Raw genomic sequence first — 16,709 nt, forward strand, 5'->3', positions numbered from 1 at the left:
AGAAGGATGAAAAAACTTGACATTGTCTGACTTCCATTTTTTGCTTTCATTGTCTGACAAACAAATGCAAAAAGGAAGAAAAGTAGTGATTAGCGAAAAAACCAATCAACAGACATTAGTTTATCTTTTTCTTTTTGGATTTCTCTTTTTAGGACTTCAATTTCTTTTATCAGTAAAAACAAGTTTCATCTCCGATTCCCTAACAAAAGCGGCACAAATTGAATCTGCAAAAGAATGGAATGATTCCATTCTTTATCCGGCAGAAAATTTGGATCCAGACAAAAAAATGCACCCGATACTTTTTGTAATCGCAAACCAAGGAAAACTGAAATCGGTTTTTTCTGAAGTATTTGCCAGGATCTACTCTGTTCTTTTTTATTTTATCCCTATACAATGGATCATGTTTACCAATGGGATTTTTTTGGTTCTTGCTTCTTATTTACTTTATCGAATTGGAAAAATCCCCGTTCCTGTTTCCTTACTGATTTTTATAGCCTCTGTTGTATTTTCTCAAGTCCTTGATATTTCAGAAGTTCCTTTTTCCATTTTCTGGATTTCTCTTTCTTATTCTTTATGGTCCCGTGGACTCGAACAAAAAAGCCCAGTCCTAATCTCTATTGCCATTTTTCTAATGGTTTTAGGAAGTTTCTTAAGGTTAGAAATTCTCATTCTTTCCTGCTTAATTTATGGATTGTCTTTTTTATTTTTATACTTCCAAAAAAGATTTTTTGAAATCCTCTTCATCACAATTGCTTTTATCATTCCCGTTCTTCTGTTCTTTCTCTGGAATCAATACGAATATGGACATTTTTTAGGGATCAGATACCATTTTAATTATTCAATCACAGAAAGCCAATCCATTGGTTCTCGCCTTTACCAATTGCAAAAAATTCTTTTTACCTCTTTCACGGAACCAGGGTTAAAGATAGGTTTTTTCCTTTATTCTCCTTATTTCCTATACGTTCTATATATATTTCGAAAGCAGTTTAAAACGAAAAACTTCCAAGAACCTAATCTCTTTCATCTTATGATTCTCATCATATATCCTATCTTAGTTGGACTCAGCGCACCCAATGATGGTATTACCATCACAAGCAGATACACTTTGTTCGCAATCTTTCCCGGGATCTTTTTGATTGCCAATCAATGGCAAAATGTAAAAACAAATAAACTCTTTCTTTTTTTAGTTATTTGTTCCATTCTAATCAATGTTTTACTATTAAAAGTATCCAAAGAAAGCTTCAAAATGATTCGCAAAACGAATTCTATTTATTCATCTCTAAAGTCTGATTTATGGATTTTTTATGATCGAAACATAAGCGGAACGGCAGGATTGTCATTATTATCACAGCCAAGTATTTCGTTTCAAGATTTCGAAAACAAAGAACTTCGTACTTCACTTTTTTCTAGAATCCGAAATGAAAAAATAAACCAAATCTACATATTCGATTTCTCAAAAACAACTCCCAATGCTTTTATGCATTTAAAACGAGGAGTAGAGTTAAATTCTGATGAGTTTGTAAAGGTCTTACATGAGGAAGGATTTCAATGCAAAACCTATGAAGAAAAAAGTTGGATTGGATACCGTCTTTGTCTAAATTGAGAATACTTTATTAAAAATTATTTATTCTTTTTTAAACTACCATTCTTCACAAATTCTACCACATACAATGGCCTTCCCTTTGATTCTTCAAATATACGCGCAATGTACTCACCTAAAATCCCTATGGAGATAAGAATTGAGCCCCCGATCAAACAGATAAGTGTTACAATTGTTGCCCAACCAGGATTGTAAACAATTGGCATTTGCAAAATAAAATGTTGGAAAGCACGGTACAAAGCATAAATCCCTACTGCAAAACCGATCATCGCAACAATGATCCCAAGACCTAAACTAAAACGTAAGGGTAATGGAGAAAAGGACACGGCTGCATTCATTGCTAGTTTTAACATCTTTCGCAACGGATATTTTGTTTCTCCCGCTACACGTGGATCACGATTATAATACACTGGAGCTTGGGGAAAACCGATCCAAGCGTTCATCCCTCTTAGGAAACGATGGTTTTCACGTAATCCATTCAAAGCATCCAAACATCTGCGAGAAATTAACCTAAAATCTCCTGAATCCAAAGGAAGATCCTTATGTACTAAAATCTTCATGATGCGATAAAATGCCCATGCTGTTGTCTTCTTAAAAAAGGATTCACCAGAACGAGCTAATCTTTGTCCATAAACCACATCGTAACCTTCGCGATACTTGGAAAGCATCTCCAAAATTACCTCAGGCGGATCTTGTAAGTCCGCATCCATAATAACAACAGCATCACCTTTAGCATAATCCATTCCCGCAGTCACGGCAATTTGATGTCCAAAATTACGAGAAAGACTAATCACCTGGATCCGAGAATCTACTTCAGACCAAGACACTAATTGGAATATAGAATCATCCGTACTACCATCATTGACAAAAATAATTTCCGTTTTTACAGGAAGTAGTTTCAGAAGCTGATTTAATCTTTCTTTTAGAAATGGGAGAGCAGATTCTTCGTTATAACAAGGAATTACAATCGATAACAAATTTGGATTTTTTCTTTTTTCTAAATAATATTTCATAAAACTTTAATTTGGTGACCAGCGAAATAATAACTATTTCGAGAGTTGATACTCCTCTACCGTAAATCCATAGAACAAAGACTGTCCTATTTTTTTATTTTTGGGACTTTCCGGAAAACCAATTCCGTTATTTTCCACAAATCGCCTTACGACACAAACCTTTGATTGATCCATCCTGAAATCTTTTGCAGTCAATTTGGGAGAAAACTCAGAATGTCCTTCCCATTTTAAATACAATGTCAGAAATTCTGGATAGGAATCAACGAATACAAGAGGTGGATTACAATGGTCTGCTACAAAATGAGCCGTTCCTCTCCAATCTTCTTTAAAAACTAAATAAAAGTTTTTCTTAAAATCAATTAACGAAAACAAAGTGAGTAAAATAAGAGCAGGCAAAACATATCGTTTCCCTAAGGAATTCTGCAAACGATCTGCTACGAAATAATAAATAAGAGGTAAAGTGACAATCCAATTGCGATTTGTTACAATCGGTTTGAGTAATGAGAACAAACTCGTGGAGATAATGATAAAAAGTGCAACAATTAAGAATGTTGTAGGGGCAGAATGCCTTAGCTTCGAATCAGCGTTTGAATTTCGTGAGTTATTTTTGAAAATCAAATAGAGCAGAACAAGGATGGGGACAAAGACAGTTAGAAAAAAGAATTTCTTCGATGTATAAAAGAACAAGGAATAATAAGCTAGATACAAAACGAGACCAGGTGGATCAATCCAACTCGCAGTCGCAATCTTTGATCCATCCATAAGAACGTATACAAAAGGAAGAAATGCTAAAAATGTGATAAGACCAAGAATAAAAACAGATTTAGCTTGTGGGTAATGTTTTAATACAAATTGAACCCAAAATATAAAATACAAACTACCAACGAAAATAAATCCAAATAAATGAACGTAAGAAATGAATATGGACAAAAGAACCAATGAAACCCATCGTATTTTTTTTCCTCTCTCCAAATCAAGATCGACAAACAATACTACAATGAACGAAGACAAACATAACAATAAAGAATAAGAACGGATCTCTTGCGCATAATAGATAGCACCAGGCGAAAGCGATATTAAAAATAAAAACAAAAATCGTTTTGGTTTTTCCCAAGATTTAGTAAGGAACCAAAGACAAATCAAATGAACCACTGAGATCAATACTGGAAACAACTTCACTGAAAACTCAGTAAACTCGGGCAAAAGTTGGATCCAAAAAGAAAGTAGTATTTGAAATAAAGGTGGATGGGGGTCTACAGAAAGATAAGACCAAAAATCTGTCCAATTGGTTAACGAAGAAGCATAAACCGAATAAAGCTCATCACCCCACAAACTTTGTCGATCTAATTTATAAAAACGCAGGAATACTCCCAATACAAGGGATAAAACCATCCCAATTTCAAATCGAACTTCGTATAACTTACTTCTTAGTTGATTCACTTTTTCTCCCACAACATTAACCGAAATCCAGCTATTTCTTCATCAGAAACTTTTTGGAAATACTTTGATTCAATTTCGTATTTAGTATCTACCCATTCATTATAAAATTCGCTAGTTACATTATCATCTTTGGGCGGCTTAAAATCATAAACGAAAACCTGGAAATTTTCGATGCCATTTTTAATAAACTTGGATTCTAAAACATCAAACTCAGATTGTTTATTTGCAATCCAGTGAGGTTTTTTCAAAAAAGAATCTGACACTAACAAAAGATCAAACGTGCTCAAATGAACCACTGGCGCTTTAGGATACAGTTCCAATTTTCCCTGGAACAAATCATGATACTTTTTTACATAATCCAAAGTTTTTACGTTTTTTCTGACATGAAAAAAACCAAGCCCTACTTGCAATAGAATCAAACAGAATACAATCCGAAATTCATTCTGTTTTAAGTTTAACGAAAAGAGTGAGATTAAAAAGATCGAAAACAACAAATATGTGAATTCAGTAAATCTCATTCCTGAATACAATCCGCCTGATGAGTAAGGGCTAAGTAACACAACACTAAAAAAAGAAATGAAAATAACAACAATGAAGTTATTTTGTAGTGTCGTTAATGGTAATTTGAATATGGCGTAGATGGTAATGATTAAAATTGGGAAACAATAATAAAGAAAACCAATTCGATTTTGATTTCCTAAAAAAAACTCAGAGACTAAGTGGATCCGATCCTCAAGCGCCAGTCTTGAAAAATCATTGAAACTTACTTTACTTCGAACTCCCAAAATTTCTTGAAATTCAACATAATTATAAAAAATCAATATAGCGACGGCTAGAATAAATCCGATTACCAAAGGTAGATACTGTTTCCATAAAGAGAATAGACTTCTACGATTCCTATAGAGAACCATCAAACCCAATCCACCCAAATAAAAAAGAGATTCCGATCTTAAAAAAATGGAAACACCACCGCAAATCCCTAATAAGAAAAGTAAACCGGAAGATAAGCTTTTTTCAGTTTCAATGCGAAATACTGCATAGAAAAATGAAAGAAGTAGAATTTGCGAAGGAACACTTTCAGAAAATTCTAGGGCACTTGATATACCATACCCAACGAAAAATAAGATTGCTGCCAAAAACAAAACGCCATTTTTTTGAATTCCAAAAATTGAATATAAAAAATAACAAACAAGGCCACTTAGAAATAAATTCAAAAAGAATATGATCGTATTAAACATACGATATGGAATTGGCATTAAAGAAAAAAACTGAGCAAATAAAGTTGGATATTGAAAAACACAACTATTTCCAGTTTGATTTACATTAAAAAAAGCCCAAGGATACCGAAATGGATAAAACCGATTTTCCAAATCGAACTCGCTATTCGAACCATAACAATGATGAAAATTAATTCCTTTCGCCTTATATTCAACTGTCTGGTATAGTTTGATTTGTGAATCTGATTGTATTAAGGGACTTACTCCCATATCCCATCCAATTCTTTTAAAAAATACAAAACCGACAAGTAGGACCAAAAGTAAAACAAGGTAGTTCTTTTCGATGAAAAGGAGTTCAAGTTTATCTATGAACCTAACTACTAATTTCATTTTGATTCTTCCAAAAGATAACCTTTAAAATGAGCCAAGGAATGTTCTGATTTAATTTGATATTTTTTTGGGCTTAATTTGAAATTTACATCAAACTTTTCTTTCCAAACTTGCAATGGAAATTCCGTATTGACTAACTGATTCCCTTCCCACTCTAAATATAATACTTTTAGTTTCTTCGAACCAAGCAATGATTCCACTTGGTTCCAATCTTCATTTGAATATACTACAACTTGTGGGTATTTGATATAACTAATACCAACTAAATAAGACAACGACAAACCTCTTTGGACAATTAGATCAGGATGGATAGAATCAATTTTTTCCATCACTTGGTGGTATAACTTTGCTGAAGAGGACCACTGTTTAGTGGCTCGAGTATCCGATTTATAAGAAAAATAGAGAAGAGGCAGAACCAAAAGAATGTATCGGTAATCTTTTATTTTTTTGGCAAAAGAAAGAAAACAACCTATCATCAAAAGATATATTCCGCTTTCAAAGTAACGCATTCCAAATATATCTACTCCCGCTCGGTATGGAGAAAGAATTGGCAATAAGAAGACAAATAAAAGTCCTGAAAAAAGAAATGGACGAAGTTCTGATTTTTTATCCCACCAAATGGCAAAACCAGATAAAAACAAAATGGGATACCCTTTAAAAATTCCAATTTTAAAATCGTTTCCCCAAAGGTCAGCAAACCACTCGCTCATAAGATGCCTTTGTAGTCCGCCGGATTCCATGTCGTTGACGGTATTCAAACCTCTCATCCCAAGGACATGGCCATAAACATTATGGTTCCAGATAAAGAAAAAAGTCTGCAATACAACAGAGATAAGGATATAAGGAATTAAACTTTTTGTTAAATTCCAATGGTGATTACCAAATCCAAAGGCGAGGACCAAAAATAAAACCAAAGCTATGGTTGATTCTGGTCTTAGCTGAAAGTTAAAAACAATAGCAACAGCTAAAAGAATTCCAAAACGAAATTGTTTTTCTTTTTGAAACTCTAGAAACGAAAGAATCGCCGAAAGAAAAAAGAAATTTGTAAGAGTAAGTTCGGAATAATCCAAAGCAGACAAAAATACTGGTGTCATAGATTGGATGAGTAAAACGGAAATGAGAAGTATACCTCCCCTCTTTTCAAAAAAACTCAAAATACGATCCAGGAGACAAAAATTAAAAAAGAAAAATAAGATTGGAATATAAGTGATCCACTTTATCCCAACGATTGCAACAATGAGTTTTTGAATCCAAGTAAATAAAACTGGATACTGGAAGACACAATTTCCATTCTTCAAAAAAAATGCCCATGGATATCCAAAAGGAATCATGGATTGGCTGAACCCTAATTCTTTTGCAGGAAAAAAACATTCTTCCGCTGCACCACCTTCTACATTATGTATTACTTGGTAATACTTAATCTCCGGATCACTAGAAATAAATACTGAGTTATCATTCCACTTCCATCTGTAAAAAAGAGGAACAATTAAAACTAGTATATATATTGAAATCCGAAATGGAAAACTCATACTTAATCCCGTTTCATAATATGAGCTGTCACTGCCTGTAGTCCAAAAATCAAAAGAGTTAGACTAAGGTTTGTTGCCACAATAAATTCTCTTTCAAAGTTGATAAAAATAAATCCCGATTTTTTCCACTGCAAAAAAATCCAAACAATGGCAAGGCTTATGATTCCTAACCCGCTCAAAAGAACAAAAAAGAGACGATCTTCTTCCATGTCTAAAATGGTTTGATAAATCTTACTGATTCTTGGTTGTTTTGTGGCGATCAGAAGGCCCGTTCCCCATAGACTCAAACCAAGAATTGATAAAAAAGAAAAAAAGACCATGGAATGAATTCCATATAAATTCATTCCAGCGATTGATAGTACCTTTCCTGCAAAAAAACCTATCAATAACTGAATCCAAAAAAATACGAATAAACTGAGACCTGTTCTTTCAAACAAATGCGGGCCATAAAAAAGGATACGCAAAAGATGGCGCATTCCATCTCTCCAAGTTTTTAAATGAGGAATTCTTCCTTCTTTGTCTGGATATAAGGAGACGGGAACATGTTCCATTTTTGAATCATGGATTAGTGCCTTAATTAATAGTTCTGAAGCGAACTCCATTCCCTTACTTTTAATATCCCAAGATAAATATTTATCCTTTCGAAAACATCGAAAACCGGAATTACTATCACGAATCTTAAATTTTTTAGAATATAATAAATTAATAATCCAATTGATGACAGGTGTTCCCAAATAACGATGTAAAAAAGGCATTGCACCCTTATGGATTTCTCCATCTAATCGTGATCCGATCACCATATCAAAATTTCCCTCAACTAATTTACGAATGAGGGCTGGCGATTCCAAAAAATCATATGTATCATCTGCATCCGCAAAAACAATAATATCTCCCTTGGCATTACGAATTCCCGAATCAAGAGCGGCTCCATACCCTCTTTCTTTTGCTGGGGCAACTCTTGCTCCAAACTTTTTAGCAATGGTTACGGAACGATCCGTACTACCGTTATCAGAAACCAAAATTTCGATTTCCATTTCCTTTGAGTGGTCTTTTTTTACTTTCACCAACTTTTCTAGAACATACGGAAGAGTTTTTTCTTCATTTAAACAAGGAATAACAAAACTAACTGACGGCTTCTTCATAAAGACTCTCGCTTATAAATTTCAAATGGATCATATAAAGACATAAAATACAAAAATAGATCCTTATTTTCGGCTGATAAATTCTGGTTGGATTGGAATTGAATTAACTTTGAATAACAAATCGCTGGGTAAGTTTCCACTTGGAAACAATCTTCAATTAATTTTGCCTGACCTTCGAAAGTTCGATCGGAAGCCAAATTTAAGAAAAAATACTTACTTCCTAAAAATCGGTATTCAATAAATGAACGAACCGGAAGTGGATCTTCTGGATATTTAACAGAACCTACTTTCGGAATATAAAATTCAAAATTATGAGGAGTCACATATTTATTATACTTAAGTGTGGTGTGATCCACAAAGGAGAAACGAAAACAAACGATTGTTAAAAGAAAAAACAAAAGTAGAAAAATAGATTCTTTCCCAAGGACAAGCACTTGACTTGGATTTTTATGAGTCGGCAATCGGAATAACCCAAACATCCCAACTAATAGAAATAAATTTGAAATTTCTAAACTATTAAAATCATACAATTCGTGTATGGCCCAAACTAAAAAAAGGCAACCTAAAGCAATATTTGTTTTTAAGATAGGAAGGATCTGTTTGCGATTTTTTAAACAAAGTATTCCGACCCAAAGAAGAATTAAGAACGAGCCAATGATTCCAAAGGATCCAAAAACTTGAACATAAAGGTTATGTGCGAGTGGAAAACTTTCAAAGTTCGCAATATAATCGTGAATATAAAAAGCACTATTTGAATCAGGAATTTCGCTAAAACTAAATGGAATTTTATTTTCCGGAAACATTCCAAATCCAAAAAATGGATGTGCTTTGATCGTAGAAAGAATATAAAAACTCCAAATAGAAACCCTTACTGTGCTAGAACCTAAACTAAATATAGACTTTTCAGACCTAATTAAGAAGTAGACCCCAACTAAAAGCAGAGAGAAAAATACAAAAATCGCATAATATTTGTTCTTTGGTGATTGTAAAAAGAAAAACAATAATATAACAAATATCAAAAACGAAAGAATAGAATTTCTCGATATGGTGATACCAAGAAACATCAAAGAACAAATGATTGCGAGTATGATCAAAACTTTTTGCCATTGTGACTGTTTGGGTTCAAACCAAAAAATGACAGACAAACCGGCAATTAGTAAGGCATTGGAAGCAAGTAAACTAACGGGTATTAGGAAAACATCTTCGTGATACGATGTAATTTGAAAAGTGGGGTCGCCCGCAATTTTCCAAAGAATAAAAACAGCATTTAAGATAAAAAAGAGAATACAGGACTTTAAGAAAAAAATTAGTTTTTGTCGATCCCAAACACTAATCAAATGCGAAAACAAAAATGCTTCTAAAACCAAAACTCCTCTTTGTAATGCAAAATCATCCCACCAGTCACGACCAATAAAAACTAAGATCGCTAAGAGAGGGATATAGAAAGTGGAAATTTTGGGTGGAGACTGAAACGAAAGATTTCTAGCACTCATTGCCAGCGCAATGGCTATAGGGACAGAAGGATATGCCATAAAGTTGATAAAGGATATGGCAGGAACAACAGCAAGAAAAGGGCCAATGATGGCAAAATTGTTTTCGGATAGTTTACGAAAAGAAAGAACAATGAAAAGAATCCAAACAAGTGAAACTATTTTGATTCCTAATTTTTGCGGTAAAACTTGGATGGGATCATATTCTGCAATTTTGATAAATACAAAACATGCAAGAAGAGTGGTCAGGAATAAAGACCAGTACTGACGTTTTTCCTTTAAAAAGGAGCGCCAATGAAATGCTGAATAAACTATAAAAACAAATAAACCAAGTCCAATCAGATCAATTCGAAAGTTTTTCTGGTTTGTATGGGATTGTAATAAAAGTCCCAATCCCAATACAAGAACTAGATCTAACAGAAAAGGTAAAAACCTTATCATAGTTTTATAGCCAATTGGCAGTTTTAGGAATATACTTTTCAGGGAGAGATTTTGTAAAAAACTCCCTTTTGTTTGCAATCAAATTGAAATAAATGATATGCCTAAGTGCAGCAACTCCATCCTTCCAAGTTATCTTTTTACCTTCTAAATAATTCCTTGGATAATAAGAAATCGGAAATTCTTGCACACGTACCTTGAGGCGAGCCACTTTTGCAGTGATCTCTGGTTCAAAACCAAATCGTTTTGATTCCAACGAAATGTTTTTTACAATTTCAGATCGGAACACTTTGTAACAAGTCTCCATATCCGTTAAATACAAACCGCTTAGAAAATTAGAAAGGATTGTCAAAATTCGATTGATGAGATAATGAAAAGTCCGATGCACCTGGCGCCCATCTTTTTTAAAACGGGAACCAAAGACAACATCCGCTTTTCCTTTGGCAATCGGCTCGATGAGCATAAAAATCTCATCCATGTCGTATTCAAAATCAGCATCTTGGATGATGATGATATCACCGGTTGCCTCAGCAATGCCACGGTGGAGGGCAGCACCTTTGCCCTGGTTTTTCTCCTGAGCGAGAATTTTATGCTCAGACCGAAAACGGTAGTTTTGGAGGATTTCAAGTGATTTGTCCCGCGAGGCATCGTCGATAAAAACGAGCTCTTTTCGAGTGGGCAATTGGAGGGCATCGACCTTTTCTAAAAACTCACCTAAATGAGAAGATTCGTTATAGATAGGGATGATAAGGGAGGTTTTGTTTGCCTTCCCGGAACTTCCGAGGTTACGTCTAGTGACCATAGTTTATATCTAGGAATACTAGGTGTAAGGGGAAGTCAAGCGGCAAAAAAAGAGAGATGGGAGGAGAGTTTCTATAATTATTTATTTCTGTATTTACGTAGTCCCTTGATTCCATGGATTAGAGTCAAAATCAATGCATACAGAAAAGATAGTTTTTCTCTGTTTTTTAACATTCTAAAATGGGCAAACATCACTTTTTTCTTGTTAGATGTTGCCGCACCACGCCTGACCCGGTATCTAGCTAAAATCTCAGAATTGGCAAAGGCGACTTTCCCTTCCCTTAATATATCAAGCCAAAGTGCATAATCGTCTCTTAGGCTTTTTAGGGAAGGATCAAAATATTTTTTACCAACACTAGGGACATGATAAATTGCAGTAAGTAAACCAACTCGGTTGTAATGTAACAAATCCGAATAAGAATATGATTTCGATTTCACTAAAAACGGTTCACAAAATTCAAATCCGTTTTCATCAATAATGCGATACGAGGCAAATGAAAATGGAGAAACATTTTTCTCCATAAAAGGAATCATCTTTTCCAAAAATTCAGGTTCCCAAAGGTCATCTGCATCTAAAAATGCAATGTATTCTCCCGTTGCCAAATTGATCCCGGTGTTACGAGTATCCGCAGAACCGGAGTTCTTTTCTTTTTGTACAAAACGAATTCTTGGATCGTTTGCGGCAATTTTTTTAGCAAGAATTGCCGTCTCGTCCTTAGAACAATCATCAACCAGTAATAGTTCCCAATCCTTAAAACTTTGATCTAACAAAGATTTTACAGATTCTTCCAAATAAGAAACTGCGTTATAAGCGGGCATGATGACAGAAACTTTAGGCATAAGTAAGACTTAATGATCCAGGGTTATAAAACTCAATAAAAAGAAAAGCCAGAATTGATCTTAAGATTGTTTGTTAATAAATTTTTCAGCACAATCGAGAGCCTCCTCAATGATATGGTGCATATCCAAATACCTGTAGGTTGCCAATCGACCAAGAAATGTAACGTTTGATAAACGAGAGACTTCCAATTCATACGCTTTTAGAATTTTCATATCTTCATCCAAACGTTTTGGATAATAAGGGATGTCATTTTCATCCGTTTCTTTGCTGTACTCCTCAAAATAGATGGTTTTTGGATGTGATTCCCAAGGAGTAAAATGTTTGTGTTCGTGTACTCGAGTGTAAGGGACTTTTTCATCAGCGTAATTGATCACTGGATTTCCTTGGAAATCTCCCTCCGTTCGGTGTTCTTTAAAATATACTGTCCGGTATCCTAGTCGACCATGCCGAAATGAAAAATAGGCATCAATGGGACCTGTGTAAAATATATGGTCATATTCTGAGCTTTGATCAGACTCACCCAAAAAACGTTTTTCCAATTGAATCTTTATATTTGGATGATCCAACATCTTTTGAATGATCGCAGAGTATCCCTCTTCAGGAATCCCTTGATAGATATCATTATAGTAGTTATCATCATAATTAAAACGAACCGGAAGTCTTTTTAAAATCGATGCCGGCAAGTTCCGAGGTTCTGTCCCCCATTGTTTCTTTGTATATCCGTAAAAAAAAGCTTTGTACAATTCTTCACCAACAAACTTCTTTGCTTGGTCTTCAAAAGTTTTTGGATCATCGATTGATGAATCACCTTTTGATTTTATCCAATTCTTTGCTTCTTCCGGCCCAAATGCCTTTCCATAAAATTGATTGATGGTATGTAAATTGATAGGCAGAGAATATACCTGGCCCATATAAATCGATTTCACTCGATTGACAAATGGTCGAAAAACTCCAAATGAATTTACATATTGCCAAACTTTTTCATTACTCGTATGAAAAATATGAGGCCCATATTGATGGACCATCACATTTGTTTCAGGATCACGTTCGGTATGACAATTACCACCGATATGATTTCTCTCATCTATCACATCGATAGAATATTTTCCTGTTTTAGCAAGGGTATTGGCAATGACAGCGCCAGAAAAACCGGCACCAACGATCAGTATTTTCTTCATAAAACTCGATTTGGTAATATTCTTAAAATTTGAAAAATAATAGCTTTTAATACGTTAAGTAACCATGTCCGTATCGCAGAAACTGCCCTAAGGAAAAATGGTGTAGATTCAAGGTTATGCTTTGATCCGAAAAAAGAAACGATCTGTTTCCATTGTGAATCCGTCCATCGAAGAGATGTTAACTTTTCAATAAATCTTTGCGAATGAATTTTCCCTTCATGGAAGACCAAACGACATTCGCGAGCAAACTCAACATCAGAATTTAAAAACTTAGCCATAATTTCTTCTAGTTCAGTTACTCCCCTACCAACATTTTTAGTAGAAAGACCACCAAGTGAATAATGGACTACTGATTCCTTTACGATCTGGCCTTGGTATCCATTCTTTATCACACGAAACATAAAATCTACATCTGCTGAATATCGGTATCGAATATCAAATCCACCTAATTTAGAATAAACAGTCTTTTTACAAAGATAAGCTTGATGATTGGAAGGATTCCCAATAAAAAAATCAAAATCAGTTAAAGTTTTTGGTCTCCATACCTTCAGACCAAACAACATACTAGCAGAACCGCAAACGTAATCACACTTTTTGTCGTAGGTTTTACTTACCAATTTTTCTAAGGCATGTTCGTCCAAAAAATAATCATCTGCATTTAAAAAAAGAATCCATTCACCTTTTGCCAAAGCTAAACTTTGATTCATTGCATCGTATACCCCAGAATCCTTTCCCGAGTAAAAACGAATTTGATCTTTGACAGATTCCAACTTCTCTACCGTTCGGTCAGTACTCAAACCGTCCCAGACAAAAACTTCGAAACTAACATTTTTTTGGGATAAAGCGGAATGAATGGTTCTAAGTATCGTATCTTCGGCATTGCGAACCACGGTAATAATCGATACGACTGGTTTTTTATAATTCATACTTCTTCACTGAGCATTTGGTAAATACGAATATGTTCGTCGGCACATTTGTTCCAAGAAAATTTCTGTGTTTGTGTATATCCGCGCGCCGACAACTCCTTTTGATCACTCTCCGAATCAAGTAAATGCATAAGTTTAGATTCTAAATCTAGAACGTTTCTCGGATCAAAATACCAAGCGGCCTCACCTGCAACCTCATGAAATACCTCAGTATCGCTACAGAGAACGGGACATCCCACTGACATTGCTTCGAGAAGAGGAATGCCGAATCCTTCATACAACGAAGGATAAACAAATACTTTTGCATTTCGATACAAATTTGCAAGCATTGCCTCGGAACTAAATGGAATCTGATGAACAAACTGATCTAATTTTTTTTCTCGAATCCATTTTTTTTCAGAAAATGAAAAACTGCCACCACCGGCACAAACTAAATGAATATTTTTTGAGTTTCTGAGATGACCAAAAGCCTCTAAAAGCGATTTGAAATTTTTATAATCAGCACGATTCCCAACGAACAATACATAATCGCCAACTGAAAAAACCTGAGGTGTTTTCGGTTCCCCTGAAAGATCTCCTGCCAGATAAATGACAGAAACTTTTTTTTCAGGGATAGTTTTATAAATTCTTAATAAATCTTTTTTTGTTCTATTAGAGATACAAATAATATGAGAAGCAGATTCACACAAGTTCTTCCGGTTGTTTAAAATGAAATTAGACTTTCCATAATATTCAGGAAAAAGTTCATGTACACAATCATAAACGGTAAGAACCATTTTCGTTTGGCTACTTCCTAAACTTGGTAAATAGTAACTTTGAAAATATGTAGGATGAAAGATAGAATACTGATTTTTTCCTAAAGATTCGTTAACTTTTGTATTTATGTTATGAATTTGATTTCTCAAACTGCGTTTAAAAATTCCACTCTCCCTCTTGGATAAAAAATCCGGAATTTGCAGTCGAAAGAGGCGAAAGATAAACCGGATCCATAGATAGATAGTATAAATAGAATAAAAACTGGGAGAATTGATTTGGATTTTAGATATAGGATCTTTTAGGATTCCTTTTTGATATTCTTCAATCGAAACAGCAGTATCAAACTCAAAGTTTCGTTCCTTCAGCCTGCGTATGATCTCTAAAAAAATCTTAGAAATTCCTCCGTATTTATTTTGAAAAAAAATTTGATGGTCAAAAAGAATTTTCATTTGAATTTATATAAGCTTTTTTGGTTAACCTTGCTGTTTCTTCCCAAGAAAAATTCTTAGCTCTCTGAAGGGCACGAAGTGACAAAGATAATCGGAACTCGTTGTCTCCAATCATTTTTTCCATAGCGGTGACAATAGAACTTAGGTCATAAGGATCGGCATACAATCCAGAATCGCCTACTACCTCTGGCAAAGACGAAACATTGGATACAAGAACTGGTAACCCGCACTGCATTGCTTCTAGTGGAGGTAATCCAAAACCTTCATAATAGGAAAGATAAACAAAAAATTTGGCTCCAGAATAAATCGATGCTAACTGTTCATCTGGTACAAATCCAAGAAATACAATCCTCTCTTGGAATAGTCCTGGATACTCTCCAGCGATTTCTTCTAAACTATCTCCCCACCCTTTTCCACCTAACAAAACCAATTTTAGTTTGGGATTCTTTTTTAAACTTGGCAACTGAAGAAAGGCTCGAATGGTTGATTTTAAATTCTTTCTAGGTTCAAGCGTTCCAACGCTCAATACATAATCACCGCAATTTAAACCAAATTGGCTTAAATCTTTTTCTAACTTGGTTTGTGAATCAACTCGATAAAAAAAACTAGAGGCAGCAAGAGGAGTTACGGTGATCTGTTTATCTGACAATCCCAAATTTGAATCCAAAAGATCCGCTTTACTATGCTCTGAAATTGTAATGATATTCGTATCCGGAGTTAAATTCCTGATCAGTTTCCAGACAACATCATCTTTGTTACCAACAAAGAACTCAGGATATTTAATTGAAATCAAATCATAGATGGTTATGACTTTGCGGACTTTTGAATTCAGAATGTATTTCGGAATCGGTAAAAATGTGCTATGGAAAACAAACTGCTGAGAAAGATAATCCTTTGGAATCGGATAGAGATAACGGTAAAGCCCAAACAAGACTAAAACCGGATGACTAAGACATATGTATAAAAAAATAAAAAAAGTAGAAAAACGGGGAGATTTTTTTCGATCTAATAGCTGGTAGATCCAAAGATAAGTTTGAAATAGTTTATCTTTAAATCGATTAGAAGATTGAGGAACAAAAAGATGAGAGGAAGGAAGATTGATTTTATTGTTTTTTAGGTATTCCTTTAGATCAGTGAAATTTCCATGAATGGAACTAAGATATAAGTCAATATCCTGATCTTCCAAAAACTGAAATAATAAGTTTTCTATAACGCGGAAGATTCCTGTTTTGGCCTTATTACTCCGTACAGACCAAGCGAGAACAGATACATCAAAGATAAGCTTCAAGATCTAAAAACTCTTTTTCATCGGAAGGAATATCAAAATTACTAACAAGGTAATCCATACCGAATAACTCAGATACAACAAAACTCTTTCGTAAATGTTCGTTAAAACAAATGGCTTTTTTGATTTTTCCCTGTTCTAAAAGAAATATCTGGATCATTTTTTCGCCATATGGCAACCAAACATATTTTTTGATATAATTCAATTGAACCTT

The 16,709-nt window shown here is 34.4% G+C and carries 14 protein-coding genes; 1 reads left to right on the plus strand and 13 read right to left on the minus strand.

Annotated elements, in window-relative coordinates; genetic code table 11:
- Positions 1–22 precede the first annotated feature (22 nt).
- Positions 23–1,603: an LA_3751/LA_3752 family putative glycosyltransferase gene (locus EHR01_RS05520; RefSeq protein WP_244309980.1), complete on the plus strand. Its 1,581-nt coding sequence runs from the start codon at positions 23–25 to the stop codon at positions 1,601–1,603.
- A 17-nt stretch (positions 1,604–1,620) separates the two neighbouring features.
- On the opposite strand, the gene EHR01_RS05525 is transcribed toward EHR01_RS05520, so the two are convergent.
- The 13 genes from EHR01_RS05525 to EHR01_RS05585 form a co-directional block, all read right to left on the minus strand.
- The gene (locus tag EHR01_RS05525; protein ID WP_135693664.1) at positions 1,621–2,613 is read right to left on the minus strand and encodes a glycosyltransferase family 2 protein; all 993 of its coding nucleotides are present in this window, start codon (positions 2,611–2,613) and stop codon (positions 1,621–1,623) included.
- A gap of 33 nt (positions 2,614–2,646) precedes the next feature.
- Positions 2,647–4,053: a glycosyltransferase family 39 protein gene (locus EHR01_RS05530; protein WP_135693665.1), complete on the minus strand. Its 1,407-nt coding sequence runs from the start codon at positions 4,051–4,053 to the stop codon at positions 2,647–2,649.
- Entirely contained in the window at positions 4,050–5,660 is a 1,611-nt protein-coding gene (locus EHR01_RS05535; protein ID WP_135693666.1) for an LA_3751/LA_3752 family putative glycosyltransferase, read from the minus strand. The genes EHR01_RS05530 and EHR01_RS05535 overlap by 4 nt, the downstream gene beginning before the upstream one ends.
- On the minus strand, positions 5,657–7,189 hold the full coding sequence (locus tag EHR01_RS05540) for an LA_3751/LA_3752 family putative glycosyltransferase (protein WP_135693667.1): 1,533 nt from the start codon (positions 7,187–7,189) through the stop codon (positions 5,657–5,659). The genes EHR01_RS05535 and EHR01_RS05540 overlap by 4 nt, the downstream gene beginning before the upstream one ends.
- Positions 7,190–7,191: 2 nt before the next feature.
- Positions 7,192–8,331, minus strand: coding sequence for a glycosyltransferase family 2 protein (locus EHR01_RS05545; RefSeq protein ID WP_135693668.1), 1,140 nt, complete (start codon positions 8,329–8,331; stop codon positions 7,192–7,194).
- On the minus strand, positions 8,328–10,262 hold the full coding sequence (locus tag EHR01_RS05550) for an O-antigen ligase family protein (RefSeq protein ID WP_135693669.1): 1,935 nt from the start codon (positions 10,260–10,262) through the stop codon (positions 8,328–8,330). Before EHR01_RS05550 ends, EHR01_RS05545 begins: the two co-directional genes overlap by 4 nt.
- 4 nt (positions 10,263–10,266) lie before the next feature.
- Positions 10,267–11,061 carry a glycosyltransferase family 2 protein gene (locus EHR01_RS05555; protein ID WP_135693670.1) on the minus strand — a complete coding sequence of 265 codons (795 nt, stop codon included), beginning with the start codon at positions 11,059–11,061 and terminating at the stop codon, positions 10,267–10,269.
- A gap of 77 nt (positions 11,062–11,138) precedes the next feature.
- Positions 11,139–11,900, minus strand: coding sequence for a glycosyltransferase family 2 protein (locus EHR01_RS05560; protein ID WP_135693671.1), 762 nt, complete (start codon positions 11,898–11,900; stop codon positions 11,139–11,141).
- A 60-nt stretch (positions 11,901–11,960) separates the two neighbouring features.
- Positions 11,961–13,079: a UDP-galactopyranose mutase gene (gene glf, locus EHR01_RS05565; protein WP_135693672.1), complete on the minus strand. Its 1,119-nt coding sequence runs from the start codon at positions 13,077–13,079 to the stop codon at positions 11,961–11,963.
- Entirely contained in the window at positions 13,076–14,005 is a 930-nt protein-coding gene (locus tag EHR01_RS05570; RefSeq protein WP_135693673.1) for a glycosyltransferase family 2 protein, read from the minus strand. Before EHR01_RS05570 ends, glf begins: the two co-directional genes overlap by 4 nt.
- Positions 14,002–15,210, minus strand: coding sequence for a glycosyltransferase family 4 protein (locus tag EHR01_RS05575; RefSeq protein ID WP_135693674.1), 1,209 nt, complete (start codon positions 15,208–15,210; stop codon positions 14,002–14,004). Before EHR01_RS05575 ends, EHR01_RS05570 begins: the two co-directional genes overlap by 4 nt.
- Positions 15,194–16,498, minus strand: a complete 1,305-nt coding sequence (locus EHR01_RS05580) for a glycosyltransferase family 4 protein (protein ID WP_135693675.1) — start codon at positions 16,496–16,498, stop codon at positions 15,194–15,196. The genes EHR01_RS05575 and EHR01_RS05580 overlap by 17 nt, the downstream gene beginning before the upstream one ends.
- On the minus strand, positions 16,482–16,700 hold the full coding sequence (locus EHR01_RS05585; protein ID WP_135693676.1) for a hypothetical protein: 219 nt from the start codon (positions 16,698–16,700) through the stop codon (positions 16,482–16,484). The genes EHR01_RS05580 and EHR01_RS05585 overlap by 17 nt, the downstream gene beginning before the upstream one ends.
- Positions 16,701–16,709 lie beyond the last annotated feature (9 nt).

It is taken from the genome of Leptospira mtsangambouensis, assembly GCF_004770475.1.
In the GTDB taxonomy this organism is placed as follows: domain Bacteria; phylum Spirochaetota; class Leptospiria; order Leptospirales; family Leptospiraceae; genus Leptospira_A; species Leptospira_A mtsangambouensis.